27 protein-coding genes are annotated in these 24,898 nt (G+C 70.0%); 19 read left to right on the top strand and 8 right to left on the bottom strand.

What is annotated here, in order from left to right; all coding sequences use genetic code 11:
• The first annotated feature begins 159 nt into the window (after nucleotides 1–159).
• Genes glmU through glmS form a run of 3 tightly spaced genes read left to right on the top strand, consistent with a single transcriptional unit; the run spans nucleotide 160 to nucleotide 4,559 of the window.
• The gene (gene glmU, locus SM754_RS15235; RefSeq protein ID WP_323677103.1) at nucleotides 160–1,371 is read left to right on the top strand and encodes a bifunctional sugar-1-phosphate nucleotidylyltransferase/acetyltransferase; all 1,212 of its coding nucleotides are present in this window, start codon (nucleotides 160–162) and stop codon (nucleotides 1,369–1,371) included.
• Nucleotides 1,368–2,525: a sugar phosphate nucleotidyltransferase gene (locus SM754_RS15230; protein WP_323677102.1), complete on the top strand. Its 1,158-nt coding sequence runs from the start codon at nucleotides 1,368–1,370 to the stop codon at nucleotides 2,523–2,525. The genes glmU and SM754_RS15230 overlap by 4 nt, the downstream gene beginning before the upstream one ends.
• A 3-nt stretch (nucleotides 2,526–2,528) precedes the next feature.
• Nucleotides 2,529–4,559: a glutamine--fructose-6-phosphate transaminase (isomerizing) gene (gene glmS, locus SM754_RS15225; RefSeq protein WP_323677101.1), complete on the top strand. Its 2,031-nt coding sequence runs from the start codon at nucleotides 2,529–2,531 to the stop codon at nucleotides 4,557–4,559.
• 207 nt (nucleotides 4,560–4,766) lie between these two features.
• On the opposite strand, the gene SM754_RS15220 is transcribed toward glmS, so the two are convergent.
• Nucleotides 4,767–5,180 (bottom strand): JAB/MPN domain protein-containing protein, encoded by a 414-nt coding sequence (locus tag SM754_RS15220; RefSeq protein ID WP_323677100.1) that lies wholly within the window; start codon nucleotides 5,178–5,180, stop codon nucleotides 4,767–4,769.
• 179 nt (nucleotides 5,181–5,359) lie between these two features.
• Between SM754_RS15220 and SM754_RS15215 the strand changes: the two genes are divergently transcribed.
• Entirely contained in the window at nucleotides 5,360–6,187 is an 828-nt protein-coding gene (locus SM754_RS15215) for an undecaprenyl-diphosphate phosphatase (protein ID WP_323677099.1), read from the top strand.
• 107 nt (nucleotides 6,188–6,294) lie between these two features.
• On the opposite strand, the gene SM754_RS15210 is transcribed toward SM754_RS15215, so the two are convergent.
• Both SM754_RS15210 and SM754_RS15205 read right to left on the bottom strand, forming a co-directional pair.
• Entirely contained in the window at nucleotides 6,295–6,963 is a 669-nt protein-coding gene (locus tag SM754_RS15210) for an MBL fold metallo-hydrolase (protein WP_323677098.1), read from the bottom strand.
• Between the two features lie 145 nt (nucleotides 6,964–7,108).
• Nucleotides 7,109–7,327, bottom strand: a complete 219-nt coding sequence (locus tag SM754_RS15205; RefSeq protein ID WP_323677097.1) for a hypothetical protein — start codon at nucleotides 7,325–7,327, stop codon at nucleotides 7,109–7,111.
• Between the two features lie 87 nt (nucleotides 7,328–7,414).
• Here SM754_RS15205 and SM754_RS15200 point away from each other — a divergent pair, with 87 nt between their 5' ends.
• Nucleotides 7,415–7,921: a hypothetical protein gene (locus SM754_RS15200; protein WP_323677096.1), complete on the top strand. Its 507-nt coding sequence runs from the start codon at nucleotides 7,415–7,417 to the stop codon at nucleotides 7,919–7,921.
• Nucleotides 7,922–8,026: 105 nt separating this feature from the next.
• Here the strand turns inward: SM754_RS15200 and SM754_RS15195 are convergent, their stop codons facing one another.
• Entirely contained in the window at nucleotides 8,027–8,404 is a 378-nt protein-coding gene (locus SM754_RS15195) for a DUF7969 family protein (protein WP_323677095.1), read from the bottom strand.
• Between the two features lie 237 nt (nucleotides 8,405–8,641).
• Here SM754_RS15195 and SM754_RS15190 point away from each other — a divergent pair, with 237 nt between their 5' ends.
• The 5 genes from SM754_RS15190 (at nucleotide 8,642) to SM754_RS15170 (ending at nucleotide 11,820) form a co-directional block, all read left to right on the top strand.
• Nucleotides 8,642–9,787 (top strand): MFS transporter, encoded by a 1,146-nt coding sequence (locus SM754_RS15190; protein ID WP_501993802.1) that lies wholly within the window; start codon nucleotides 8,642–8,644, stop codon nucleotides 9,785–9,787.
• A gap of 57 nt (nucleotides 9,788–9,844) precedes the next feature.
• Nucleotides 9,845–10,117, top strand: a complete 273-nt coding sequence (locus SM754_RS15185; RefSeq protein WP_323677093.1) for a hypothetical protein — start codon at nucleotides 9,845–9,847, stop codon at nucleotides 10,115–10,117.
• A gap of 150 nt (nucleotides 10,118–10,267) precedes the next feature.
• Complete coding sequence (locus SM754_RS15180; protein ID WP_323677092.1) at nucleotides 10,268–11,119, top strand: eIF2B alpha/beta/delta subunit family protein; 852 nt, start codon at nucleotides 10,268–10,270, stop codon at nucleotides 11,117–11,119.
• A 107-nt stretch (nucleotides 11,120–11,226) separates the two neighbouring features.
• Entirely contained in the window at nucleotides 11,227–11,610 is a 384-nt protein-coding gene (locus SM754_RS15175) for a DUF7522 family protein (RefSeq protein ID WP_323677091.1), read from the top strand.
• A 66-nt stretch (nucleotides 11,611–11,676) separates the two neighbouring features.
• A complete protein-coding gene (locus SM754_RS15170) occupies nucleotides 11,677–11,820 on the top strand; it encodes a hypothetical protein (protein WP_323677090.1) in 144 nt (47 codons plus the stop codon).
• 60 nt (nucleotides 11,821–11,880) lie between these two features.
• Here SM754_RS15170 and SM754_RS15165 read toward each other — a convergent pair whose 3' ends face one another.
• Nucleotides 11,881–12,993, bottom strand: a complete 1,113-nt coding sequence (locus SM754_RS15165) for a DUF7350 domain-containing protein (RefSeq protein WP_323677089.1) — start codon at nucleotides 12,991–12,993, stop codon at nucleotides 11,881–11,883.
• Between the two features lie 35 nt (nucleotides 12,994–13,028).
• On the opposite strand from SM754_RS15165, the gene SM754_RS15160 reads away from it, so the two are divergent.
• From SM754_RS15160 to SM754_RS15150, 3 genes are all read left to right on the top strand, one after another.
• The gene (locus SM754_RS15160) at nucleotides 13,029–13,529 is read left to right on the top strand and encodes a halocyanin domain-containing protein (RefSeq protein ID WP_323677088.1); all 501 of its coding nucleotides are present in this window, start codon (nucleotides 13,029–13,031) and stop codon (nucleotides 13,527–13,529) included.
• Between the two features lie 123 nt (nucleotides 13,530–13,652).
• A complete protein-coding gene (locus SM754_RS15155) occupies nucleotides 13,653–14,966 on the top strand; it encodes a right-handed parallel beta-helix repeat-containing protein (RefSeq protein WP_323677087.1) in 1,314 nt (437 codons plus the stop codon).
• Nucleotides 14,966–15,412 carry a hypothetical protein gene (locus SM754_RS15150; RefSeq protein WP_323677086.1) on the top strand — a complete coding sequence of 149 codons (447 nt, stop codon included), beginning with the start codon at nucleotides 14,966–14,968 and terminating at the stop codon, nucleotides 15,410–15,412. Before SM754_RS15155 ends, SM754_RS15150 begins: the two co-directional genes overlap by 1 nt.
• Nucleotides 15,413–15,499: 87 nt before the next feature.
• Here SM754_RS15150 and trmB read toward each other — a convergent pair whose 3' ends face one another.
• Nucleotides 15,500–16,564, bottom strand: coding sequence for an HTH-type sugar sensing transcriptional regulator TrmB (trmB, locus tag SM754_RS15145; RefSeq protein WP_323677085.1), 1,065 nt, complete (start codon nucleotides 16,562–16,564; stop codon nucleotides 15,500–15,502).
• Between the two features lie 174 nt (nucleotides 16,565–16,738).
• Here trmB and SM754_RS15140 point away from each other — a divergent pair, with 174 nt between their 5' ends.
• Nucleotides 16,739–17,284 (top strand): HAD family hydrolase, encoded by a 546-nt coding sequence (locus SM754_RS15140; protein ID WP_323677084.1) that lies wholly within the window; start codon nucleotides 16,739–16,741, stop codon nucleotides 17,282–17,284.
• A gap of 29 nt (nucleotides 17,285–17,313) precedes the next feature.
• Here the strand turns inward: SM754_RS15140 and SM754_RS15135 are convergent, their stop codons facing one another.
• Nucleotides 17,314–17,805, bottom strand: coding sequence for an Lrp/AsnC family transcriptional regulator (locus SM754_RS15135; RefSeq protein WP_323677083.1), 492 nt, complete (start codon nucleotides 17,803–17,805; stop codon nucleotides 17,314–17,316).
• A gap of 160 nt (nucleotides 17,806–17,965) precedes the next feature.
• On the opposite strand from SM754_RS15135, the gene SM754_RS15130 reads away from it, so the two are divergent.
• On the top strand, nucleotides 17,966–19,045 hold the full coding sequence (locus tag SM754_RS15130; RefSeq protein WP_323677082.1) for a CNNM domain-containing protein: 1,080 nt from the start codon (nucleotides 17,966–17,968) through the stop codon (nucleotides 19,043–19,045).
• Between the two features lie 35 nt (nucleotides 19,046–19,080).
• On the opposite strand, the gene SM754_RS15125 is transcribed toward SM754_RS15130, so the two are convergent.
• The gene (locus SM754_RS15125; RefSeq protein ID WP_323677081.1) at nucleotides 19,081–19,425 is read right to left on the bottom strand and encodes a DUF5822 domain-containing protein; all 345 of its coding nucleotides are present in this window, start codon (nucleotides 19,423–19,425) and stop codon (nucleotides 19,081–19,083) included.
• 128 nt (nucleotides 19,426–19,553) lie between these two features.
• Here SM754_RS15125 and SM754_RS15120 point away from each other — a divergent pair, with 128 nt between their 5' ends.
• The 4 genes from SM754_RS15120 (at nucleotide 19,554) to SM754_RS15105 (ending at nucleotide 24,897) form a co-directional block, all read left to right on the top strand.
• Nucleotides 19,554–20,336 (top strand): M14 family metallopeptidase, encoded by a 783-nt coding sequence (locus tag SM754_RS15120; protein ID WP_323677080.1) that lies wholly within the window; start codon nucleotides 19,554–19,556, stop codon nucleotides 20,334–20,336.
• Between the two features lie 172 nt (nucleotides 20,337–20,508).
• The gene (locus tag SM754_RS15115) at nucleotides 20,509–22,335 is read left to right on the top strand and encodes a zinc dependent phospholipase C family protein (protein ID WP_323677079.1); all 1,827 of its coding nucleotides are present in this window, start codon (nucleotides 20,509–20,511) and stop codon (nucleotides 22,333–22,335) included.
• 10 nt (nucleotides 22,336–22,345) lie between these two features.
• Nucleotides 22,346–23,416, top strand: coding sequence for a hypothetical protein (locus tag SM754_RS15110; RefSeq protein ID WP_323677078.1), 1,071 nt, complete (start codon nucleotides 22,346–22,348; stop codon nucleotides 23,414–23,416).
• A gap of 80 nt (nucleotides 23,417–23,496) precedes the next feature.
• Nucleotides 23,497–24,897 (top strand): DUF6517 family protein, encoded by a 1,401-nt coding sequence (locus SM754_RS15105; protein WP_323677077.1) that lies wholly within the window; start codon nucleotides 23,497–23,499, stop codon nucleotides 24,895–24,897.
• The last annotated feature ends 1 nt before the right edge of the window (nucleotide 24,898 follow it).

The raw sequence follows: 24,898 nt of genomic DNA, 5'->3' as shown, positions 1-24,898 counted from the left end.
GCGCGCCAATGCGGTCCCTGAAGCAACGGGCGAGCGTACCCCTGAGCCCCCGAGTAAGGGTGTGACTTTTGTGCCGGCGGTCGGATGTGGAGGTATGAACGAAACTGGTTGGTCCTCGTTGGTGGCCGGGTCGCAGTCCGCGATGGAGGTGTCGGTCGCGTGAAGGCGGTGGTCGTCGCGGCGGGCGAGGGAACGCGGATGCGGCCGTTGACGCACAGTCGCCCGAAGCCGATGCTCCCGGTCGCTGGGACGCCGATGGTCGAGCGCGTGCTGGATGCGTGTGCGCCGTACGTGGACGGGTTCGTGGTCATCGTCGGGTACGAGGCGGACGCGATACGGGAGCACTTCGGCGGCGAGCACGCCGGGGTCGGCGTGGAGTACGTCGAGCAGGGCGAACAGTTGGGGACGGCTCACGCCATCGGTCGGGCGGCCGACGTCGTCGACGAGCCGTTCGTCGCGCTGAACGGTGACGTGGTCGTCGACGACGCGCTCGTGGCGGCGCTCGCGGCCGCGGCCGCTGACGGCGAGAGCGCGATCGCGACGATGCACGTCGACGACCCGCGGAACTACGGCGTCGTCGACGTCGCGGACGGCTACGCGACCGGTATCGTGGAGAAGCCGCCGGAGCCGCCGTCGACGCTCGCGAACCTCGGGCTGTACGCGTTCGACCCGAGCGTGTTCGCGTTCATCGAGGAGACCGGGCTCTCGGAGCGCGGCGAGTACGAGATCACGGAGACGATAGAGCGGATGCTGGCCGCCGGGAAGGACTTCCGCGTGGTCGAGCACGACGGGGACTGGCTGGACGTCGGGCGTCCCTGGGAGTTGCTCGACGCGCAGGAGGTCCTGTTCGCCGACCTGGAGCGGGACGTCCAGGGGGTCGTCGAGGACGGTGCGACCGTCGAGGGGCCGGTCGTGGTCGAGGACGGTGCGACGGTGCGGACGGGGAGCGTCGTCGAGGGGCCGGTCGTCGTGAAGGCCGGCGCGTCGGTCGGACCGAACGCGTACGTCCGCGGGTCGACGGTCCTCATGCCGGGTGCGACGGCCGGGACGTCCGTCGAGGTGAAGAACTCGATACTGATGGCGGACGCGACGGTCCCGCACCTGTCGTACGTCGGCGATTCGGTGCTCGGTCGGGACGTGAACCTCGGCGCCGGCACGCAGGTCGCGAACCTCCGGCACGACGACGAGAACGTCCGCATGGGCGTCAAGGGCGACCGCGTCGATACCGGCCGTCGGAAGCTCGGCGTGGTCGCTGCGGACGGCGTGAAGACCGGTATCAACGCGAGCCTGAACGCCGGCGTGAAACTCGGCGTCGGTGCGACGACGACACCCGGCGAGTCCGTGACGCGCGACCGAGGTGAGAACCTGTGAAGGCGGTCGTGCTCGCCGCGGGCGAGGGGCGACGGTTGACGCCGTTGACGAACCGCAGACCGAAACCGATGCTCCCCATCGCGGGGAAGCCGCTCCTGGAGTACGTCCTGGAGGCGATAGCGGACGCGGGTCTCGACGAGGTCGTCTTCGTCGTCGGGTACGCGCGCGACCGCATCCAGACGCACTTTGGTGACGGCGACGACTGGGACGTCGACGTCGAGTACGTCGTCCAAGAGAAGCAACTCGGGACGGCGCACGCGGTCGCGCAGACCGAGGCCGTGGTCGACGACGCGTTCGTCGTCCTGAACGGCGACCGCATCATCGACCCGTCGGCGGTGACGAGCGTCCGCGACCGCCTGGAGCGCGACGGCGGGGCGGTGATGACGGTGACGCGCGCTTCGGACCCCGGTGCGTACGGCGTCGTCGAACTCGACGGCGACCGCGTCGTCGGTATCGAGGAGAAGCCGCGGGAGGCGACGTCGGAACTCATCAACGCCGGCATCTACGGGTTCGAGCGGACGGTGTTCGACGCGATACGGGAGACGCCCACGGACGACACTGGCGAGCGAGGGATTCCGGACACGCTCGCGGCGTTCGTGGACGATGGCGATGTACGCGCGGTCCGGTACGGCGGACTCTGGGAGGACGTCTCGCACCTCTGGGACGTCACGCGCGTCACGGGGAACGTCCTCGATCGCGACGGGAGTACGAACGAGGGCAGTGTCGCGGCGAGCGCGCACGTCGCGGCCCCCGTGCACGTCGGTGCGGGGACGTCCGTGGACGCGAACGCGACCGTGAAGCGCGGGTGTTCGCTCGGCGAGAACGTCTCGATAGGGGCGAACGCGGTGCTGTCGAACGCGGTCGTGCTCGCGGACGCGGTCGTCGAGGACGGTGCGGTCGTCCGGGACGCAGTCGTTGCGGAGAACGCGCACGTCGGCGCGGGCGCGACCGTCGTCGGCGGCGAGTCGGACGTGGTCGTCGACGGAACGCTCTACGAGGACGTGGCGCTCGGTGCGGTCGTCGGCGACAACGCCACCGTCGGCGGCGGAACGACCGTCGCGGCGGGAACCGTCCTCGGGGACGGCGCGACCGTCGAAGCGGGCTGTACGGTCTCCGGACGCGTTCCGAGCGACGTCGAGGTCAGGAGGGGATAACGCATGTGTGGCATCATCGGGTACGCCTCGGACGACGACTGGGGGAATGGACGCGACGATCGAGACGACCGCGGCGGCGACGCGACGGCCCGCGACGAGGACGGCGGCGTCGGGACGCCGACCGGGGGCGGACGAGCGCTTCCGGTGCTCGTCGACGGCCTGCGGAACCTCGAGTACCGCGGGTACGACTCGGCGGGCGTGGCGCTCGTCGAGGACGACGCGGTCGACGTCCACAAGCAGCAGGGCGTCATCGACGACCTCGACCTCCCGGACGCGCATCCGGCGACGTGCGGCGTCGGGCACACGCGCTGGAGCACGCACGGGAAGCCGACGGACGCGAACGCGCACCCCCACACCGACTGCACGGGTGACGTCGCTGTCGTCCACAACGGCATCGTCGAGAACTACGACCGGCTGCGTGCCGAACTCGAGGCGGCCGGGCACGGCTTCTCGAGCGAGACGGACACCGAGGTCGTCCCGCACCTGCTCGAGGCCGAGCTCGCGGCGCGCCGCGAGGCGGCGAGCGACGGCGGGCGCGTCGACGAGGACGTCGACGATGCGCACGACGCTGACGGAGAGACGGTCGGCGACGCGAGCGCGTACCGGACCGCCGGCGCGTCCAGTGGGTTCGGTGACGTCGACCTCGTCGCGGCCGTCGAGGCGGTCGTCTCGCGGCTCGAGGGGAGCTACGCGGTGGCGGTGACCGTCGCGGGCCGCGAGGAGCTCGTGGTCGCGCGCCAGGACAGCCCGCTCGTCCTCGGGCTCGGCGACGGCGCGAACTTCGTCGCGAGCGACGTGACGGCGTTCGTCGAGCACACGCGCGACGTCGTGTACCTCGAGGACGGCGACGTCGCCAGGGTCTCCGGGGACGCCGTGGACGTCCGACAGGACGGCGCGTGGGTCGACCGCGAGACCAAGACCGTCGACTGGGAGGCCGAAGCCGCCGAGAAAGGCGGGTACGAGCACTACATGCTCAAGGAGATCCACGAGCAGCCCGGGGCGCTCAGGCAGACGCTCTCCGGGCGCGTGGACGAGGTCGCGGGCGACGTCGACCTCGACCTCGACCTCCCCGCGAGCGTCCTGGAGGACGTCGAGGAGATCCAGCTGGTCGCGTGCGGGACGAGCTATCACGCCGGCCTGTACGCGCGCCGGCTCCTGGAGCGGTTCGCGGACGTCCGCGTGACCGTGGAGGTCGCGAGCGAGTACGAGTTCACGGGCGGCAGGGACCCGTGGGAGACGCTCGTTGTCGCGGTCACGCAGTCCGGGGAGACGGCTGATACGCTGTCGGCGATGCGGAAGGCGGCGAAGGCTGGTGCGCGGACGCTCGCGGTGACGAACACCGTCGGGAGCACGGCGGCGAGGGAGGCCGACGACGCGCTCTACATCCGCGCTGGCCCCGAGATCGGTGTCGCGGCGACGAAGACGTTCGCCGCGCAGGTGACGGCGCTCTCCCTCCTGACGGTGCACATCGGGCGTCGGCGCGGTAGCCTGCCGTCCGAGCGCGCGAGCCACCTCCTCGAGAACCTCCGCGGACTCCCGGGCGCCGTCCAGCAGCTCCTCGACGCGTCCGACCGACTCGAGGCGGTCGCGAGCGAGTACGTCGACGAGGACGCGTACTTCTTCGTCGGCCGACAGCTCGGTGCCGCCGTCGCGCTCGAAGGCGCACTGAAGCTCAAGGAGATCGCGTACGTGCACGCCGAGGGGTTCCCGTCGGGCGAACTCAAGCACGGGACGCTCGCGCTCGTCACCGAGAACACGCCCGTCCTCACCGTCCTCACAGACGGTGCTCGACCCAAGGAGACCCTGAACAACGTCAAGGAGGTCGAGTCCCGGGGCGCACCCGTCGTCGGGTTCTCGTCGTACGACGCCGCCGCGAACTACCTCGACGTCGAAATCGAGATCCCCGACCTCGGCGCTCTCGAACCGCTCGTCGCGAACGTCGGCCTCCAGCTGTTCGCGTACCACGTCGCGAACGAACTCGGGCGCGCCATCGACAAACCCCGGAACCTCGCGAAGAGCGTCACCGTCGAGTAAGCGGACTGTTCTAGCGTCCGGCGGCCTCCAGGCCGCCGGTTCCCCCGCGTCTTCAAGGAAGCAGACTGTTCCAGCATCCGACGGCCACCCAGACTGTTACAGCATCCGGCGACCTGGCGGTCGCCGGTTCTCCGCGTCCTTCAGTAAGCGGCCTCACCCGGCATCTGACTGCCCTAATCCGCCGGCTCCCGGTGGTGGGTCTGTCGGTCAGATGTCCGCTTCCGGCGGTTCCGCGTCGACGACGACGAGTTCCTCGCGGTTGCTCCGCCGGTCGTAGACGGCGACGTTCTCGGGCGTCCACGGTGGAACGGCGACGAACACGTACGCGTGCAGGTCGTCCTCGATGGATATCTCGGGGTTGCCGTCGGGGTGGGAGACGAACCGGCCCTGTGTCTGCGCCGAGGGCGTCGAGAGGTTCATCCCGAAGACGGCGGTGATGCTCTCCCCGGTCTGGGGCATGTAGAAGTCCGTGAAGACGGGTTTCTCCGGGGCGGCGTCGGCGATGTCGCCGTCGAGGTCGCCGGCCGCCGTCGTCGCCAGGGCGGCGGTGACGGAGTTCGGTTCCGCGTCGTCGGCGAACTCGCAAAGCACCTCGAGGAGCCCGCGGGTCGCGTATATCACACGTCGCCGTACGAGACGACGGTCCCTAAGGTCGTCGGGTGTCTGGCGGCCGTCGGTGGCGCCACGGCGTTCCAGCGGTATCGTCGCGTCCACGGGCGCCCGGAATCGTGGCGGTGTCGTCGTGTTCGCGGGCGGCTCGAACCGTTGGGGCTATGTGGTCGCCGCCGCGAGCGCGTGACATGGCTGGAGAGTTCGTGGTGGCGTTCCTGGTCGGGCTGGTGCAGGGCGTGTTCGAGTGGCTGCCGATTTCGAGCGAGGGGAACGTCGCCATCGCGCTCCGCGCGCTCGGTCGGTCGCCCGAGGACGCGGTCGGGTACGCGCTCTTCCTGCACGTGCCGACGGCGGCCGCGGCGACGGCGTACTACCGCGAGGAGTTCCGCGAGGTGCTCGCGGGCGCGCTCGACTGGCGGCCGGCGTCCGCGTTCGACGACCACGCGGTGTTGACGTACCTCGTCGGAGCGATGGCGGTGTCGGGCGTGGTCGGTATCGCGGCGTACGCGACCCTGGAGGCCGTGGTGAGCGAACTCGCGGGTGGGGCGTTCGTCGCGCTCGTCGGCGTCCTCCTCGTGCTCACCGGGCTCCTCCAGCGGTACGCGAGCCCGGAGCTGGACGCTGGGGAGCGCGACCCGGACGCGGTCGACGCGGTGTTCGTCGGCGCGATGCAGGGCGTCGCCATCCTCCCCGGCGTGTCGCGGTCGGGGACGACCGCGAGCGCACTCCTCTTCCGCGGGCACGACGGCGAGAGCGCGTTCCGGCTCTCCTTCCTCCTCTCGGTGCCTGCGGGACTGTCGGCTGGCGCGCTCGAGGTCGTCCAGCAGGGCGGGCTCCCCGGCGTCGCGGTCGCGCCGACGCTCCTCGCGCTCGTCGTCGCCGGCGTCGTCGGCTACCTCACCATCGACGCGCTGATGCGCGTCGTCGAACGCGTCTCGTTCTGGCTCGTCTGCGTCGCTCTCGGCTCGCTCGCCATCGTCGGCGGCGGCGTCCTCTACGTCGCCGTCCCGGCGTGACCGACGCGGGCCGCGCGCGATTCCCGCGGGTTCAGGCGGAGGAGGAGTCGAGACTCGGACGCGTCGTGCGTGACGGTCCACTGGCACTCCAGTGAGTGGATGGGTAGCTAGGAGAGCGCGCTCTTCAGGGTCTTCGCGTACAGCCCGAACATGCGTCTGCGAGAGCCGGCGAGTGCGTCCTGGAGGGCGCGCGTCGCGCCCTGCGTGATGCCGGCGCCGTGCGCGCAGTAGAGCTCGCCCGGCGAGAGGTCACCGAGCTTCTTCCGGGGCGGGAGCGCGCGCAGCGCCGGGTGGACGCCGAGCTCCTCGTCGCCGGTCGTGTAGTAGTCGACGGTCCCGACGGCCTCGCTCACCCAGAGTTCGCCCGAGTCGTCGTCCCAGAGCGCGATCTCGTTCCAGAACGGCCAGTTCACGACCGGGATGACGTCGAACCGGTCGAGGACGCCCCGGAGCGGCTTCGTCTCGGCGTCCAGCGTCGTCTCCCCGAAGAACTCGGGGACGTACACGGGGACGTCGTGACGGTGTGCGACCGTGGCGCAGTCGCGCTCGTGGCGGTCGAGCGTGAGGACGACACCGACGACCGCGCCGAGTTCGGCGAGGTGGTCGTCGAGGTCCTCGACGTCGACCGGGTCGACGACGTACACGCCGTCGGCCGTCCGGAACGCGTGACTGGCGCGCTGCATCTCCTCATCGGGGTACGCGATCCAACCGAACCCGTCGTCGTCCTCGCGAACGACCTCGTAGGCGTCGGCCGTCCCCGACTTCTTCATAGGCATACCGGAGCCTTGGAGCGGGACGGGCATAAACCGCCGCCTCGCGGCACCGGGCACCCCTCGTACCACCGCGCGATCACGCCCGGCGCGACGTCGCGGACGCTGCCTGATAGGACGTCGCGGAGGCTCCCCGGCGCGACGTCGTGGGTTACTTCACGCGGAACGGGTTCTCGTCGTCCCCGTCGCCGTCGTCGTCGCCGTGGTCGCCGAACGGTTTGCGCGCGGTGAGGGTGAGCGTCGCCTCGGGCGCGTCGTCGTCCTCCCACGGCGACTCGTACACGGACACCTCGGCCTCCGTGACGTCCCAGCCGCGGTCTTCGAGGAGTGCCACAAGTTCTCGCTGCTCGTCGAGCACGTCGTCGCGCATACCCCCACTCAGGGGTGGCGGGAACTTGGGTTCGTCGGGCGTTCGCCACGCGAGGGGTTCTTGGGTGTCGCGAGCGGAGGGGTCGGCATGGATTCGCTCTCCGACCCGGGCCGCTTCTTCGACGACGACAGCGTCGACTGGCGAGACATGAGTCACGCGGTCGACGCCGAACGGTTCGACGGGCTCCGCGACCAGGTCGACAGTCACGCCGTCGTCGGCATCACCGACGGCGACGGCCGCGTGTGCTGTTACGACGACGGCTCGCACGGCTGGACGCTCCCCGCCGCGACCGTCCCCGCCGGTGGGGACTGGGCGGCGACCGCGCGCAGCGACCTCGGCGACCTGCTCGGGGTCTCGCTCGCGCTCGACGCCCCCAGACGAATCCGTCACGTGGGGTTCACGGTCGACGACGACGAGGACGCTCGCCGCGTGGACACGTACGACGTCGTCTTCCCGGCGCGCGTCGACGGCGAGACGGGAGACGCGGCCGGTGCCATCGAGACCGACGGCGACGCCGCGCTCGCGTGGTTCGACGCCGTCCCAGCGGGACAGGACGGCGAGCTCGCCGACGACGTCCGACTGTTCCTCGACTGAACGGCCGCGCCGGACCATCCGGCCCGTTCCGGCCGCGGGGGTCACGTGGCCGGTTCCGGCCTCGGCGGCCACCCAGTCCGTTCTGGCCGCGATGACGCCGGCCGCTCAGGGCGAGAAGTCGAATCGCGGCCGGTCGATGTCCGGCGTCCGATGGTCGACCTCGACGCCGTCCGCGTACTTCACGTAGTTCAGGTAGAACGTCCGCCCGCAGCCGTCCTCGCCGGGGCGCGGGTCGTTCGCGCCGCCCTCGCCGGCGGGCCGGCGGTCGGCCGACGCGCCCGTGGCGTCGCCGTCGGAGTCGCGTGCGCCGTCGCCGAGGCAGACGAACCGGACGCCGTCAGCGGCTTCGACGTCGTCCGTGGCGTCCGCGTACGTCCAGCCGTCGAGCGGTTCGCGCGTCACGCACTTGTCGTTCATGTACGCGTCGCGCTCGACGCCCGTGACGGCGCCGCAGTACGGACAGTGGTAGGTGACCCAGACCATCTCGACTCGACGTACGCGCCGGACGGATTTATGCCCAGTCACCGCTGTCGGCGGTCCCGGCGAGGGCGCGCCGAGCGCGTCGGACCCCGAGCGCGTCGACGCGAGACCGACAAGGTCGTGAGGTGGCGGGACGTACCGGCGGACGTGACCGAAACGGCCGCCGGCGCGGGCGAGAAGGAGGCAGCGAGCGCTCGCGACGCCCGCGGCACGCGTCTCGACCGCGTCCGGCTCGGGCTCGTGGTGTGGGGCGTCCTCGTCTCGCAGGTGTTCCTCTACCCCGGACTCGAGGAGACCGTCGCGGCGGTCGGCGGCGGCGACGGCATCCTCGCCCCGACGTGGTTCCTCGTCGCGGAGTTCGCCGCGTTCGTCGCGTTCGCCGTCGCGTGGGGCGTCCTCAGCGACTCGGTCGGCCGTCGCGTCCCGTTCGTCGTCGTCGGCGCGGTCGGCGGGGCCGCGAGCTACGTCGCCGTCGCGCTCGCGCCGAGCGCCGGCGTCGGGTTCGGGGTCGTGCTCGCGCTCCGGCTCGTCGGCGGCGCGTTCACCATCGGCGCGTTCTCGCTCGCCATCACGATGCTCATGGACCTCTCGGGCGGGAACGGCCGGAACATGGGGGCCGCCGGAACCGCCATCGGGCTCGGCGCGGCACTCGGCGCGGTCGTCGGCGGCCAGCTCGCCGCCAGCGACCCGCTCTATCCGCTGTACGGCGGTGCGGTCGTCCTCGTCGCCGCGGGTGCGCTCGCCGCGACCGTCCCGGACCGCGGCGGCGGTGGCGGGCTCCCCGTCGGCACCGTCGTCGACCGCGTCCGCCGCCGGCCAGCGCTCCTCGTCCCCTACGCGTTCGGGTACGTCGACCGCCTCACCGCCGGGTTCTTTGCGCTCGCCGGCGTCGCGTACGTCCGCGAGGCGTTCGACGTCGACGCCGCCACCGCCGGCCTCACGCTCGCACTGTTCTTCCTGCCGTTCGCCGCCCTCCAGTACCCCGTCGGGTCGCTCTCGGACCGCGTCGGGCGATACCTCCCCGTCGTCGTCGGGAGCATCTGCTACGGCGTCGCCATCGTCGCCGTCGGCCTCGCACCGACGTACGCGCTCGCTGCCGCGCTCCTCGTCGCCGTCGGCGTCTGCGGCGCGTTCGTCTCCCCGGCGACGATGGCGCTCGTCACCGACGTCGTCCCCGCCGGCGAGCGCGCGTCCGCGATGGGCGGGTTCAACGTCTTCGGGAGCCTCGGGATGCTCAGCGGCTTCCTCGTCGGCGGCCTCGTCACCGCCGAGTACGGGTTCCTCGCCGCGTTCCTCGTCGCCGGCGGCCTCGAGGTCGCCATCGCGGTCGTCGCCAGCACCGCCATCGCGCGCATCGCCACGGGGGACGCGCCCGTCGCGTCCTGACGCCGGACCGCGCGTCCGCCGCAACTGTTATACTTTCCACTTCGGTGGTGAATCACGATGCGGGAGAGCGAGATGTACGTCTACGTGTTCGTGCTCGGGGCGATCTCGTTGTCACTGCTCATCATCGCCCTTTTCGAGGTCGCGGTGTCGCCACTCGTCGTGAGTACGCTCGGTCTCGAACCCACACCGATCGAGGACCTATACAGCCCCACGACGCCGTATGGGCTCGTCCGAACACTGTTCTTCGCCCCATTCTTCCTCGTCTACTGCTGGGGGTGGCTCCGGTGGAATCCCGGCATCGGGCAGGAGTCGGAACGGTCGTCGACCTGACCGGGGTTTCACGTGCACGAACGCGTCCACGACGTGAACCGCTCTGACGCGACGCGGGCGCTTTGTTCGGCACCCAGCAAGTCGGCTCGAATGACCCCGGTTCCGCGGGCGGTGGAAAGGCCTATTGCGGCCGTGGGAGTTCGTCGAGGTATGATAGACGAGACCGTCGAAGAGATCGCGGAGATGCAGACGCACTCGTCGTCGGTCGTCGCCGTGAAGGCCGCGCGAGCGCTCGCGGCCCTCACCGAACGCGAGTTCGCGACGGTCGAGGAGTACGAGCGGTCGCTGAAGCGGAACGCGCAGGCGCTCCGGCGCGCGAACCCGAGTCACGCGAGCCTCCACAACGCGATGCGGGACGTCGTCGCGGGCGTCGCGGACGCCGACCCCGGGGACGTCGCGGCGGCGAAGGCGGCGACGACGGACGCCATCGACGACGTCGTCGACACCATCGAGGCCGGGAAGCACGCGGCCGCGGAGAACGCCGCCGAGTACCTCGAGGACGGCCAGACGATACTCACGCACGACTACTCGTCGACGGTGCTGGAGGCGGTCGAGAGCGCGACGCGGGACGGCAAGTACCTGGAGGCGTACGTGACCGAGGCGCGCCCGCGGTACCTCGGGCGGAAGTCCGCGCGCCAGCTCGCCGCGTACGACCGCGTCGACACCCACCTGATATCGGACGCCGCCGCCGGGTACTACATGGACGAGGTGGACGTCGTCGTCGTCGGCATGGACTGTATCGTCGGCGACACGCTCTACAATCGCGTCGGGACGTTCCCCATCGCCGCGACCGGCGCGCGTCTGGACGTCCCCGTGGTCGTCGTCGGGAGCGCCGCGAAGGTGATCGATGACGGGTTCGTGTTCGAGAACGAGTTCCGCTCGCCGAGCGAGGTGATGCGCGAACCCGCCGAGGGGTTCAGCGTCGAGAACCCCGCGTACGACGCCACGCCCGCGGCCCTCGTCGACGCCGTCATCACCGACGAGGGCGTGGAATCGCTCTGATCGCGTGGCGCTCGGCCCGCCGCAGTTCGCGTCGGACCCGGACCATCGCTCTCAGGGATTGATAACGACTGACACGGTTCTTCCGTGGGTCGGACGATGGTTCGGGTATGGGCACTGACCACCTCAGCGACGAGACCGAGAGCCAGCTCGTCCGAACCGCGCGCACCGTCGTCGGCGACGGCGTCCGCAGCGTCACGTACTTCACGCCCGACGACGTCGAGCAAATCTACCTCCGCGACGACCTCGAGGCCGACGCGGACGTCGCCGGCTTCGCGGACACCGAACGCCTCGGCTTCCGCTCGCAGACCGACTACGACGACAGCGAACTCGGCGACTACAACTTCACCATCCGCGTGTTCGACGACGGCTACCTCACGCGCGTCATCCACGGCGACCACGGCGTCTTCGTCACCACCGACCCACTCACCCGCGACCGCTTCGAGGAACTCGCCGCCGCACTCCACGAGGAACTCGGCGCTATCGCGAACTGACCGCCACAACGTCCCGACGCATCGACCCCCAACAGTCAACTATCCGACGCGAGAAACGCCGGCCGCATGCTCGACGCTGAACCAGTCGTCTGCATCGACTGCGGGAACCTCCACATGGAAGGCGGACAGGGTCCGGAAGACATCGACGCGTGCGTCGTCTGCGACGGCCACGTCGAGGACGTCGAACTCGACGACGTCATCGGCCTCTGACGCGGTCGCTCCCTTTTCCCGTCGGCATCGAGTGCTCGGGTCGACGTCGAGTGCCCGGTGTCACTCGCGGGTGACGCGGACGGCTCCGATATCGAGGAACGCGGTCTCGTAACCCTCGTGGCGCGCGACCTGCGGGGGTGTGAGCGTCTCGATGCCGACCGCGGTGGCGTCTTCGAGTGCGCGAACGCCGGTCCCGTAGTGGTAGCCGAGCGCGGGGTCGAGCGTCCGGTCGAGGATGCGTTCGGTCGTCGTCCCGTCCGCGCGCTCGACGGTCGCGCGCAGCCCCATCCCGGGGAGGACGAGGTCGTTGTACGGCGTGCGTGCGAGCACCGCGAGGTAGTCGCCCGCCGATGCGTCGGCGTCGACATCAGCGTCGACGTCGGCGTCGACGCGTTCGCGAGCCGCGCGGCCGGTGAGGGCGCGAACGTCGAGGTCGACGTCCGCGGTCCGCGCTCGCCCCACGCGCGCCCCCGGCGGGTCGCTCGGGACGACGGCCGCGGGCATCGACGCCGGCGGGTCCGTCGAGAGCGCGCCGCGCGTGCCGGGGTCGTCGGCGCGGACGACGTCGAGCGCGTCGCGCTCGGCTCGCCGGTACTCGAACGCGAACGTGTGGCTCGCCCGCTCGCCGAACCGTCCCGCGAACGCGCCGGTGCGGCGACCCTGGAGGCCGCCGACGGCGACCGTCGCCGCGTACGCGCCGTCGCCGTCGAGCGCGAAGTTGTCGCCGTAGTGGAAGCCCATGCCCTGCGAGACCATCGCGTACACCGCCTCCTGCGCGACGAGTGCATCGTCGTGCGTGACCTCCACGGTCAGGCCGACCTCGGGGAGGACGACGCCCGTCTCGGCGTCCCACGCGAGCGCGACCAGGTGGACGTCGTCCGCGGGGTCGACCGCTCTGCGGTACGTCTGCTCGCCGACGACCTCCCAGAACCGCACTGGCGGGCCGTACGCGAGCGCCAGCCGGAACGGACCCGCGTCGGCGACGCCGACCGTGCGCAGTCGCGGTGCCGCAACGGGCCGGTAGACGCCCTGCGGTGGGTTCTCGACGCGCGCCGGCGGCTCGTAGCCGTCGTTCCCGATGGCGAGACAGCCCGCGGCGCTCGTGGCGACCGCCCCGGCGGTCGCGGCGGACGCGACGGCGGCCGAACGGACGAGGAGCGAGCGGCGACGCACAACAGTTACTACGCGGCCCCCGTACAAAACGGGACGTGCAACCCTCCAGTTCGACGGACGACGGAGTCGACGACGAGCAGGCGCGGTCGTGCGGACGACGGTCGTTGGGACGACGGTCGCTGGTGGCGGCGACCGCGTCCACAGCCCTTGCGGGACTCGCGGGCTGTCTGAGCGGCGGGTCCGGCGGCGACGACGGCCCGTCTCTCGACGACTGGCTCGGCGACCTCGCCGAGTACGACGGCCCGGTCGACCGCACGGGCGAGGACGAGGTCGCGGTGACGGTCGGCGCGGGCAACGACGGACTGGCGTTCGACCCGCTCGCGGTCACGGTCGACGTCGGAACGACCGTCGTCTGGGAGTGGACGGGACGAGGCGGTCGACACAACGTCGTCGACCGCGACGGCGCGTTCGCGAGCGAGTACCACGACACCGAGAGCGCGACGTTCGAGTACACGTTCGACGACGCGGGAACGTACGCGTACTACTGCGAACCACATCGAACGCTCGGCATGAAAGGCGGCGTCCGCGTTCGCTGACCGATTGCTCGTGGCGGCGGGCGGCGTCCGCTGACCGACCGCTCGCTCGAACCGCGCGGGTAGTTTTAGGTACGCGCCCGCCGAACCACGAGGCATGTCCTCATTTAGCAGGGAGTGGTCGGCGTGACGCGGCGCCGCGACGTCCTCCGGGCGGTCGGCGGTGCGGGCGCCCTCGGCGCGGCCGCGGTCGCGGCCGACGCGGTCGTCGGGAACGCGCTCGCCGGCAGCGCCAGTCAGGACGACGGCGACGACCTTCCGGCCGCACAGCCCGAGCGACCCGAACCACGGGCGTACGAGGACTACACCGTCCGTCGCGTCCCCGACGCGTACGACACCATCCAGGCCGCGGTGAACGCCGCCGACCCCGAGGACCTCGTGCTCGTCGGACCCGGCACGTACCGCGAGGCCGTCGAGGTCACGGACACCCCGCGCCTGACAATCCGCGGCACCAGCCGGAACGACGTCGTGCTCGACGGCGAGTTCAAGCGCGAGGACGGCGTGCTCGCGACCGTCGACGACGTCGTCGTCGAGAACATGACCGCGCGGCACTACGTCCGGAACGGGTTCTTCTGGTCGTCGGTGTCGGGCTGGCGCGGGTCCTACCTCACCGCGTACAACAATCAGGTGTACGGCGTGTACAACATCGCGAGCGAGCACGGCCGCTACGAGCACTCCTACGCGTCCGGGCACACCGACTCGGGGTTCTACATCGGCCAGTGCAAGCCCTGTCACGCCATCATCGCGGACGTCCGGAGCGAGCACAACGCCATCGGCTACTCGGGGACGAACGCCGGCGGGTACCTGACAGTGAAGGACTCGACGTTCCGGCGGAACATGGGCGGTATCGTCCCGAACTCGCTGGATAGCGAGGCGGACCCGCCACAGGACAGCGCGCGCATCGAGAACAACCTCGTCGAGGGCAACGACAACGCGGACGCGCCCGACGAGTCGTTCGGGTACGCCGCCTTCGGAACCGGCATCAACGTCGCCGGCGGGAGGAACAACGAGGTCGTCGGGAACACGGTCCGCGACCACGCGAACTTCGGAATCGCTGCCGTCCCGATGGTCGACGACAACGTCTACCCGCCTGCGGGGAACGTCTTCCGGGACAACGACGTCTCCGGGTCCGGACGCGCAGACCTCGCCGTCGGCGCACCCGAGGACGGCGGGAACGTCTTCGAGGACAACACCGCCGGGAAGACCCGGCCGGCGGGTCTCCAGTCCGGCTCGAACGTCCTCGGCGGCGACCCGTGGGTGACGATGGTGCTCCTGGAGCAGTTCACGCAACTCGACCGCGGGGAGGCGCCACGCGGCGACTGGCGGACCGGGCCGGAGCCCCAGTTCGACGAGCTCGAATCGATGCCCGACCCCGAGACGACCCCGCCGCGGGAGGCGGTCCGGCGGGACCGAGACGGCGCGGACCGGAGGGCGGCCTGATGGCGACCGAGCCCGCGCTCCGCGACCGCGTCGCGCGCGCCGTCGGCGACGGCCACGACGCGGTCACGACCGCGTTCGTCCTCGCCGCCGCCGTCGGCCTCGGCACCGCGACCGCGTGGCTGAGCGCCGACCTCGTCGGCCGCCTCCCCGCGTTCACCGTCGGGGCGCTCGCCACCGCCGGTCTCCTCTACACGCGCCCCACGCGCCGCGCCGTCGCCGCCACCGCGTGCTACGCGCTCGCCGCACTCCTCGCGCTCGTCCCCGTCGCCTACGAACTCCCCGTCCTCATCGGCACCGACGCACCGGTCGCGCACCTCCTCACCACCACCGACCTCCTCCTCTTCCTCGCGTTCCTCGCGCTCGCCGTCGCCCCCCTCGCCCTCGGGTACCGCATCGCCACCGGCCCCGTCCTCCCACGCCTCCGCGCCCGCCTCACCGGCCGCTGAACACAACACCAAGACCAGAACCAGCCGCCTGCCAGCATCACAGAGACGGCCGCCAGGGAGCGGCCGTCTGCTCGAAGCGTCAGTCGCTCAGTCCAGGTGCTTCGGTGGGCTGTCCCGCCCGATGCGAATCTCGTGCGCCTCGACGTCCTCGAACGCCGCGACCTGGCCGCCGACGGTCACGCGGTCGTCGGTGTCCTCGTCGGTGAGCGTGAGCGTCGCGACCTCCTCGGTCGTCTCGAACGCGACGTCCGCGACCTTCCCGCTGACGACGCGAGGCGTCCCGGTCTCGACATCGCGGCCGTCGATGGTCGCGTAGAACTCGCCGCCCTCGGCGACGACGTCCTTCACGCACCGACGGATGCTCGCGTACCGACGCGGGTACGGCCGGTTCTCGCCGTCGGCGTACAGCTCCTCGGCGGTCGTCCAGAGGACGGTGCCGAAGAACCCGGAGACGAGGAACCCGAGCGCGGACCGGTTGAAGATGACGCCGTAGCGGTCCTGGTCGTCGCGCAGCGCGTCCTGGGTCGCGTAGATGGAGTACTCGCCGTCGGCGACCGCGATGACGGGCGTCGTGATGCCGCGGCGAGCGCGCGCGGTCGTCGCGACCTCCGCGTAGTCGAACTCGTCGGGGTCGGGCGCGCCCGCGGCGGGCGTGACGAGGAGCTCGATGCTGACGCCCTCGTGGTTCCGCTGCTTGAGGAGGTCCGAGAAGCGCTCGAGGAGGTCGGGCGTCAGGGAGAGCGCGAGCTCGTAGTCCGCGGCGTCGATGACCTCCTCGAGGTATCGCAGTATCGTCGACCGGGACTTCACGAGCGAGACGGCTTCGGTGTCGCGAGCGGGCGCCGTGTAGCGCGCTTCGAGTTCGTCGATCATCTCGTCGAGCGACGACGTGACGTCCGCGAACGCGTCGTCGGGGTCGACCGCGATGATCTTCATCGGGCGGGACTCGCGGAGTTCGACGAGCCCGCGGTCCGAGAGCGACCGGACGGTGTCGTACACGCGCGGCTGCGGAATCTCGGTCCGGTCCGCGATCTCGCTCGCGGTGAGCTGGCCGTGTTCGAGGACGGTGAGGTACGCGTCGATCTCGTACTCACCGAGATTGAACCGGTCCCCCACGCGCTCTATCGTGTTGCGGAGGTCGTCGCTTGGCATATCACGGTAGACGGACTCCTGCATTAAACCATTTACTGAAATCCGAGTAGCACCCGATTTCGGAAGTCGGTACGTTCCACGTCGGCTGGTCCGCGTCGACCCCGCCGACACGCCGGTGGCGTGACCGTCGCGCGCACCGACACCGGTAACAGCCGCGCCGACCTACGGCCGAGCGTGCTCGAAGACTACGCGGGCGTCGTGTACGACCTCGACGGAACCCTCGTCCGCCTCGAGGTCGCGTGGGACGCCGTTCGGACGGACGCCGCGGCCGCGTACCGCGACGCCGGCGTCGACCCCGAGAGCAGAGACCTCTGGGCGCTCATGGCCGACGCGGACGCGAACGGCCTCGGGGAGGCCGTCGAGACCGTCATCTCGCGGCACGAACGCGACGGCGCGCGCACCTCGACGCGCCTCCCGCTCGCGGACGCGCTCGCCCCGGAGACGCGCCCGGTCGGCGTCTGCACGCTCAACTGCGAGGCCGCAGCGTACGTCGCGCTCGACGTCCACGACGTCGCCGACCACGTCGACGCCGTCGTCGGCCGCGACACCGTCGCGAACCACAAACCCCACCCCGAGCCGTTGCTCGCGACCGTCGACCGACTCGCGCTCGCTCCCGACGACGTCGTGTTCGTCGGCGACAGCGAACGCGACGCCGAGACCGCCGACGCCGCCGGCACCGCGTTCGCGTGGGCCGACGACCTCCACGCCGCCGACCGCTGACGTCGTCGACGACCGCGTCCGAGGAGCGGTCACTCGTCGGCGTCCGCGTCGGCTTCTACGTCGGCGTCGAACCCGGCGTAGGGGCTCCGGTGGGTGGCGCGTATCAGGTCCTCGTCGGAGACGTGCAGCCCCAGTTCGTCCAGGTCCTCGCCGATGCGCGTCAGGTCGTCGCCGTCCTCGCCCACCGCGCGAACGCGGACGTTCGACTCGCCCTTCATCACCTCCTGGACCTCGACCACGCCCGGCACCTCCGCCGCGGCCGCCGCGAGTTCCTCGCGCTCGGGTATCGGTGCCGTACAGACGATGAGCGTGAACAGCTGGTAGCCCGCGGCCTCGTAGTCGACGTCCGCGTGATAGCCGCGGAGGATGCCGTCGGCTTCGAGCCGCTGGATGCGGTTCCTGACCGTGCTCGCGGACACGTCGAGCGACGCCGCGACGTCCGTCGACGACGTCTCTCGGGCCGCCGCCTGCAGCCGATGGAGTATCTCCTCGTCCAGTTCGTCGAGTTCTCGAACGGCCATCTCTCCGCGAGTTACTCCGCCACCGGAATAACTCTGTCCACGAGCTGTTGTCGTGGTGCCAATCTAACCGACGTATTCCGCGCTTTCGACAAAGTCATATTTAAATAGTTTGTCGGAGCTTTCTAATGGCTCGCGCGGCGAGTCGTCTGGTGCGACCAACATGAACCCACCTGAGATAGCGTTGCGTCTCGTCGCAGGCGTCCTGCTCATCCTCGCGAACGGTTTCTTCGTCGCCATCGAGTTCGCGCTGACGCGAGCGCGCCAGTTCACCGAGGACGAGTTCGTCGACGGTGACGCCAGACTCGAACGCGCCTGGGAGATGACCCAGGAGCTCGAACTGTACCTGACGACGTGCCAGGTCGGCATCACCGCCTCCAGCATCGCGGTCGGTATCGTCGCCGAACCAGCGCTCGCCGCGCTGTTCGAGCCGCTGTTCCCGGAGGGCTCGACGCTCGCGACCGTCGGCGCCGGCGCCATCATCGCGTACTTCATCATCAACCTCGTCCACCTCACGCACGGCGAGCAGACGCCGACGTACCTCGGCGTCGAGCGCTCCCGGTTCGTGTGCCGGTACGGCGCCGCCCCACTGCACTGGTTCTACGTCCTCATCTCGCCGCTCATCACGCTCGGCGACTGGGTCGCGAAGATGACGCTCCGCCTGTTCGGCGTCGAGATGACGGGGGCGTGGCTGGAGACCGAGGAGGACGTCATCGAGTCCCGCGCGCAACTCCGGAACCGCGTCCACTCGCTGCTCGAAGAGGGCGAACTCGCCGAGGAACGCCGCGACGAGGTCCTGAACGCCATCCAGGTCGGTTCACTTCCCATCAGGGACGTCATGGTGGACGCGAGCGACGTGATCGCGCTCTCGACGAGCGACTCCGTCGAGGAGAACCTCGAACGCATCCGGGACACGCCTCACACGCGCTTCCCGCTCGTCGGCGACGACCTCGCCGACTTCCGCGGCGTCGTCTACTCGCCCTCCATCATCGACGAGTTCGAGGCGCTCAAGGCCGGCGACCGGTCGTTCGCGGACCTCGCCGCACCGCCGACGACGCTCGCCGCGGACACGACCGTCAGCGACGCGTTCGATCAGTTCCAGGCCGAGGACCAGGAGCTCGCGCTCGTCCTCGAGGACGGCGAGGTCGTCGGGCTGCTCACGGCGACCGACGCGCTCGAGGCCGTGATGGGCGAACTCGAGGACCCGCTCGATCGGCGAGCGTCCGACGAAGACGGCCGCTGACGGACTGCCGTTCAGCGAGTCCTGTGCGGCGTCGGTCAGGCCCGGCGGCGTTCGCGGACGTACAGCGTGACGGCGGTGAGTAACCAGATCGCTGCGCCGGTGCGCACGACGAACGAGATGATCTCGTCCCAGCCGTCGAGGGGCACGAACAGCGAGAGCACGACGACGGTCGGGACGCCGAACAGCAGCGTCAGCACGAACGTGAGGTTCATCACGTGCTCGGTGTCGACGCCCTCGACCGACTCGCTCTCGGCGTCTGCGCCCGCTTCCGCCGTATCTTCGGCGTCCGCGCTCGACCGGTCGGTGGCGTCGGCAGCGTCAGTGGCGTCGGCGGCGTCGGAAGCGTCGTCGGCGTCTCCAGCGGCGGCGTCCTCCTGCACGACCGAGGCCTGGGCGTCGCGGAGTAAGGGCCTGCCGGTTCCGGCGGCGCGCGCGGTCGACGGTGGTGGCGTGACGCGTCGTCGACCGCACTGTTTTTCGGGGAGCGAGTACTGGCGTAGGACGAACGATGCGCGTCGAGACGCTCGGGGACGGGGAACCGGAGGTTGCGGTCGTGGCGGCCATCCACGGGGACGAGCCCTGTGGCGTGCACGCCGTCGAGCGACTGCTCGCGACGAGTCCGCCGGTCGAACGACCGGCGAAGCTCGTCGTGGCGAACGAGCGCGCGCTCGACGCCGGCGTCCGGTACCTCGACGAGGACATGAACCGCGCGTTCCCGGGGGCGCCCGAGGCCGAGACGCACGAGGCGCGGCTCGCGTACCGGCTCGGCGAGGAACTCGAAGGCTGTCGCGTGCTCGCGCTGCACTCGACGCAGTCGACCGCGGAGCCGTTCGCGGTCGCGGACGGCGTCCACGACTTCGCGCGAGCGGTCGTCCCGCGGCTCCCGGTGGCGGCGCTCGTCGACAGCGCGAACTTCGTCGAGGGCCGCATCTTCGCCTCGGCCCCCGAGTGCGTCGAGGTCGAGTGCGGCTACCAGGGGTCGACGGGCGCGGCGGAGAACGCGTACGACATCGTCCGCGCGTTCCTGAAAGCCCAGGGCGTCATCCCTGGGCACACGCAGTCCCGAGAGGTCCCCGTGTTCCGGTTGTTCGAGCGCGTCCCGAAGGAACCCGGGTCGACCCACGAGGTGCACGTCGAGAACTTCTCGCGCGTGGACCCGGGGACGACGTTCGCGAGCGTCGACGACCGCGCGCACGTCGCCGACACCGAGTTCTATCCGGTATTGATGTCCGCGCACGGCTACGACGAGCTGTTCGGGTACTCCGCCGAACGCGTCGGCGTCGTCGGGTAAGACGCTCCCGAGACGCTGTCGTCCGCAGCCGCGGTTCGGGGACGCCGCCGTCGTCTCCTCGAGACGAGCCGGTATCCGGTCGTATTTTCTTCGGGTCGACAGCCCGAAGTCGAGTTTCGGACCTCTAATTGTGCGTAACTTTAAGTATGCGCCGTTTGTGGTGGATGTTAACATGCCAGGGCCAGCTGTACACAACATCGTCAGCGAGCACCTCGCGGACGAGTTTCGAAGCCGGCAGCACGGCACAGCCGCGTCAGTCATCGAGAACAACCAGACGGCGTTAACGTTCGGGTCGCAGGGCCCGGACTTCCTGTTCTTCAACCTCAGCGACTTCCCGGTCGTCAACAAGAACATCGTCCAGACGATGGTGGACGTCGCCGACACCATCGCGGAGTTCAAACAGACGCTCCTCGACGCGTTCCCGATTATCGAAGACGTCCAAGAGTTCGCCGACGATGCCGTCGCGAGCTCGCACACGCTCAGCGATATCAAGGACATGGCGACGATGCTATCGAGCGTCGTCGGTGCGCTGACCGCGAACGTCAAGGGATTCATCAAGACGCAGTTGCTCGACGCGATAGACGTCTTCAGCTTCTACGACAGCCCGGTCCAGAACTGTCTCGACGACAAGGACGGCTGGTGGTGGTTCGACACCCTTCACTATCGACAGACCGGTCAGTTCGCGTCGCGACTCCTCGAGGAAGGGCAGACCGACGACCAGGTTCGTGCGTACGCCATCGGGTACCTCTCGCACTTCGCCGCCGACGTCGTCGGGCATTCCTACGTGAACATGATCGTTCGCGGCCCCTACCGCACCCACGCCCAGCGACACAACACGGTCGAGAAGTTCCAAGACACCTGGGCGCACAAAGCGTACCACGGCGAGGAGCTGGTGCGTAGCGGCATCCACGAGAACCAGAAGTTCACGAAGAACGGGAGTCCGCACCTCCCCGACAACATCGCGAACGCGTTCTCGTCCGCAACCGACACCGTGTACGGCTCGCAGTACGGGACGCTGTCACCGGTCGAGATCGACTCGTCGTACCGGAACTGGTACCGGTACTTCCGGAAGTCGACGGAGACGTCCGCACTCGACGTGGAGATCCCGCGGTACGAACCGCCGTCGAACCCGACGAAGGACGCCTGGGAGAACTTCAAAGACCAGGTATCGGACGTCTTCGACGGGAGCGGTGGCGGTGGCGGTGGCGGCGGCGGTGGCGGCGGCATCGGGAACGTCCTGAACGGTCTGGGGAACTTCCTGAAGGAACTCGCCGAAGCCGTGCTGAGCGGGCTCGCGCTCGCGCTGTCGGCCATCGACTGGGTGATCAGTCGGATTACGACGCTCGCGAGCGAAGCACTGCACTTCCTCCTCTCGAAGATCTACGACGCGCTGTACGACTCCTGGGAGAAGTTCCAGTTCCTCGCGTCGCTCCTCGGGTTCGGATTCCCGCTCAGCAAACACCTCGACCGCAAGCAAGTCCAGCACATGACCGACCCGACTCGACCGGACGCACGAGGGAAGACGCTCTCGACCTCGTGGCCGTGGCCCGTGCAGGCGTTGAGCGAGACGGGGAAAGCCGAACTCGCGCACACCGCCGACGTGGACGGACTCGAGAACGTCGCACACCTCCTGTACCCGCCGACGGCGCCAGAACGGGAGACGCGAACGGGCGCACCGGACAGTTACCACACGGAGCCGCCGAGTCACTACGTCGACGGATCGATCAATCAGGCCGGTGGCGCGGTGGTGAACCTGAGCTCCATCACGGACCTGGACGCGCACATGAACCGGATGACGAGCGACGTCCTCGGCAACGCGGTCGAGTTGACGGCACAGCTCTACGAGAACTTCGTCGACGAGGGCGTGGACGTCCCCGACATGAACCTGAGCGGGGACCGCGGGATGGCGCACCCGACGTACGAAGCCCTCGAGAACTGCAGCGGCGACCCGCCGTCGCTCGGCGACCGCGTGACCGCCGACCTCTACCCGGACAACTAGGTGTCCACGAATGCCACACGACGATACAGACCACGTCCTCGCCGAACTGGAGGACACGATTCGAACGCTGCAGACCGAGAAACAGACCGCGAACCGACGACGGCAGGCGGCGACCATCACCGACACGTACGGCGGGCGGGCAGAGACTCCCGACCCCGGCGAGTTCGTCGGGTCGCTCGAACTGTCGGTCCCACACGCCGGGTTCCGCGGCGACCGACCGGTGTCGCAGCGATCTGACGGCAGCCCACCGCCGCAGTCGAGCGCGGGCCTGACCGTCTCGACGCCGTCGGACACGGACCCGGGTCGGCTCGAGCCCGATACCGCGTACGACGTCGACGTCACGGTCGGGAACGCCGGAACGTTCTCGAGCGCGAACGCCACCGTCGAGCTGTTCGTCGAGCACTACGCGCCGACTGCGACCGTCGACACCGCGGACGGCGCAGTCCAGTTGGCGCGCGACACCGGGCAGACGCTCACGGGATTCACGACGCTCCCGGGGGGCGCCCGGATCTTCGGCGTCGGCTACGAGCGTGGCGCGGAGATGCTCGACAGCGACACCATCCAGTTCGCTGGCTCCTGGCTGGTCGACGACGACCGGACGTTCTCCGTCGATGGCGACCTGACCGACGCGCCCGCGGGGGACTACACGCTCCGGCTCTACGACGCGGCCGGGATGCCGCCACAGAAGTCCGGCTGGGGGACGCTCGTCGGTGCAGACGCGCTGTCGGACTCGCGACTCGACGGGTACGAGGAGTTCGTACTGGATGGGCTCCCAGTCATCGGGGAGGTCGACGGCGTGTTCACCGGCTTCCCATTCAACGACACGAAGGACATGAACCTGCCGAGTCTGCTGAGCACCGCGTCGTTCGTCGAGCATCGGTCCGTCGAGTTCCAGCCGCAATCGGACGCGACGGTGACGTTCTCGTACACGACGCCAGCGAGCCGCGGGAATCGAGTGCTCACGGCGTTCTACGCGCGCACTTACTCGCGGATGCCGGAGGACCTCCCCGCGTCGATGGACCGCCTCGATCACACGCAGAGCCGGTTCGTCGGACGGACCGAACGGAGCTGGGAGCGATGACGGCTCCAGACGGACCCGACAGGGGTCGCGACAGCGACCGGTCGATGGCGTCGAGAAGCCGCCGGACGTTCCTTCGTGCTGTGACCACGACCGGCATCGCGGCGAGCGTCGCGGGCTGTAACGAGGCATCGAGAGAGACGGACACGCTGACGTCACCGCCGGCGGGGACCGGAACGGCGACGACGACCGCGTCGCTGGAGACGTCGTTCGCGGCGAATCCCGCGGGACTCGATTCGGATGCGGGCCTGCTCGGGTACGACCGCCTGGACGACCGGAGCGTCGCGGCGAGCTATCCGCTCGAGACGACGACGTCCTCGTCGAGTTCGGTGACGGCGACCAGTCACGTCGCGTCGTATCGCCGGCCGTCCGCGGTGGTGACGCCCGCGGGGTTCGCGGTGCTCTCGACTCCGGAGGCGGTCGTCGACGACGACCAGTACAATCCGTACGTCGACGGTGCGCTCGCGGACGTCGTCTCCGGATCTGTCGGGGAGCTGCATCCGTGGCCGCACGCGACCGCAGCCGACGACGCGATGACGGGCGCGCTCCCGCTGTTGTTCGGCGGGTCGCCGGATGCGGCGGGCTGGCAGCGCCAGCTGTCGGTGGTCGCGAGTCGCACCGCGACGCTGCTGGACTCGTCAACCACGCTCACGTCCTACGCCGGGGTGACCGACGCCGACGTGTTCGTGCTCGTGCACGCGAGTCGAGTGACGCTCGACGGGGAAGCGATCGTCGTGGTCGCGATGCACGCGCTCGACGCGAGCGGCGAGACACCGGCGTCGCTCACGGGACGCGACGGGTTCGTGTCCACGGCGGACATGGACGCGACCGCGAGTGCGACGGCGGACGCGCTGCCGTACGTCATCCGCGGCCGCGTTCCGTCGCTCCAGACTCCCGGGTCCGGCCCGATCGAGGTGCTCGACCGGCAACTGTCCGTCATCGGTTCCGGGCCGGCGCAGCGCGCCGCACTCCGGGTGACGGCGCGGAACGTGAGCGGCCAAGCGCTCGAATACGCGGCGTTCACACCGGAGTTCTACGACGCGAGCGGCGAGTTGATCGCGATGGAGCAGGGCGGCCAGTTCTTCGTGGACGTCGGCGAGACGTTCGAGCGCGTCGTTCCGCTCGCTGGCGAGGCGTCGGCGGTCGCGTCCCATGCGGTCGAGACGGATGCGAAACTCGCGGGGTCGACCGAGGCCGCGAACGACGCGACAATCACGTCGCAGTCGCTGGTCACGAACGACGTGGAAGCGACTGTCGAGGCGACCGTCCGGAACGATGGCGACCGGATGGACTACCTCGGGGCGCGCGTGAAGTTCTACGACGACGGCGTCCTCGTCGACAGCGGCGACGCCAGCGTCGTCGACTTGGGCGCGGGCGAGACGTGGTCGTTCACCGTCGACTACGACGCCCCCGGCCACGACCCGTACACGGACGTCACGGAGCACGGTCTCGAGCTGGTCGGGCAGTGGTGGTGGCAGCGTTAGC

Origin of the sequence: Halorubellus amylolyticus, from assembly GCF_034808145.1 — an archaeon.
GTDB lineage: Archaea > Halobacteriota > Halobacteria > Halobacteriales > Natrialbaceae > Halorubellus.
The sequence above is the reverse complement of the archived record's forward strand: the minus strand, read 5'-3'. Positions and strand labels throughout refer to the sequence as shown.

Excerpts from the sequence above, each read along its gene's own strand:
- SM754_RS15135 (WP_323677083.1), bottom strand. The coding sequence starts at position 17,805 with ATGGCCGTTCGAGAACTCGACGAACTGGACGAGGAGATACTCCATCGG.
- SM754_RS15205 (WP_323677097.1), bottom strand. The coding sequence starts at position 7,327 with ATGCGCGACGACGTGCTCGACGAGCAGCGAGAACTTGTGGCACTCCTC.
- SM754_RS15210 (WP_323677098.1), bottom strand. The coding sequence starts at position 6,963 with ATGCCTATGAAGAAGTCGGGGACGGCCGACGCCTACGAGGTCGTTCGC.
- glmS (WP_323677101.1), top strand. The coding sequence starts at position 2,529 with ATGTGTGGCATCATCGGGTACGCCTCGGACGACGACTGGGGGAATGGA.
- SM754_RS15130 (WP_323677082.1), top strand. The coding sequence starts at position 17,966 with ATGAACCCACCTGAGATAGCGTTGCGTCTCGTCGCAGGCGTCCTGCTC.
- SM754_RS15120 (WP_323677080.1), top strand. The coding sequence starts at position 19,554 with ATGCGCGTCGAGACGCTCGGGGACGGGGAACCGGAGGTTGCGGTCGTG.
- SM754_RS15185 (WP_323677093.1), top strand. The coding sequence starts at position 9,845 with ATGCGGGAGAGCGAGATGTACGTCTACGTGTTCGTGCTCGGGGCGATC.
- SM754_RS15180 (WP_323677092.1), top strand. The coding sequence starts at position 10,268 with ATGATAGACGAGACCGTCGAAGAGATCGCGGAGATGCAGACGCACTCG.
- SM754_RS15195 (WP_323677095.1), bottom strand. The coding sequence starts at position 8,404 with ATGGTCTGGGTCACCTACCACTGTCCGTACTGCGGCGCCGTCACGGGC.
- SM754_RS15150 (WP_323677086.1), top strand. The coding sequence starts at position 14,966 with ATGGCGACCGAGCCCGCGCTCCGCGACCGCGTCGCGCGCGCCGTCGGC.
- SM754_RS15115 (WP_323677079.1), top strand. The coding sequence starts at position 20,509 with ATGCCAGGGCCAGCTGTACACAACATCGTCAGCGAGCACCTCGCGGAC.
- trmB (WP_323677085.1), bottom strand. The coding sequence starts at position 16,564 with ATGCCAAGCGACGACCTCCGCAACACGATAGAGCGCGTGGGGGACCGG.
- SM754_RS15215 (WP_323677099.1), top strand. The coding sequence starts at position 5,360 with ATGGCTGGAGAGTTCGTGGTGGCGTTCCTGGTCGGGCTGGTGCAGGGC.
- SM754_RS15175 (WP_323677091.1), top strand. The coding sequence starts at position 11,227 with ATGGGCACTGACCACCTCAGCGACGAGACCGAGAGCCAGCTCGTCCGA.
- SM754_RS15110 (WP_323677078.1), top strand. The coding sequence starts at position 22,346 with ATGCCACACGACGATACAGACCACGTCCTCGCCGAACTGGAGGACACG.
- SM754_RS15200 (WP_323677096.1), top strand. The coding sequence starts at position 7,415 with ATGGATTCGCTCTCCGACCCGGGCCGCTTCTTCGACGACGACAGCGTC.
- SM754_RS15170 (WP_323677090.1), top strand. The coding sequence starts at position 11,677 with ATGCTCGACGCTGAACCAGTCGTCTGCATCGACTGCGGGAACCTCCAC.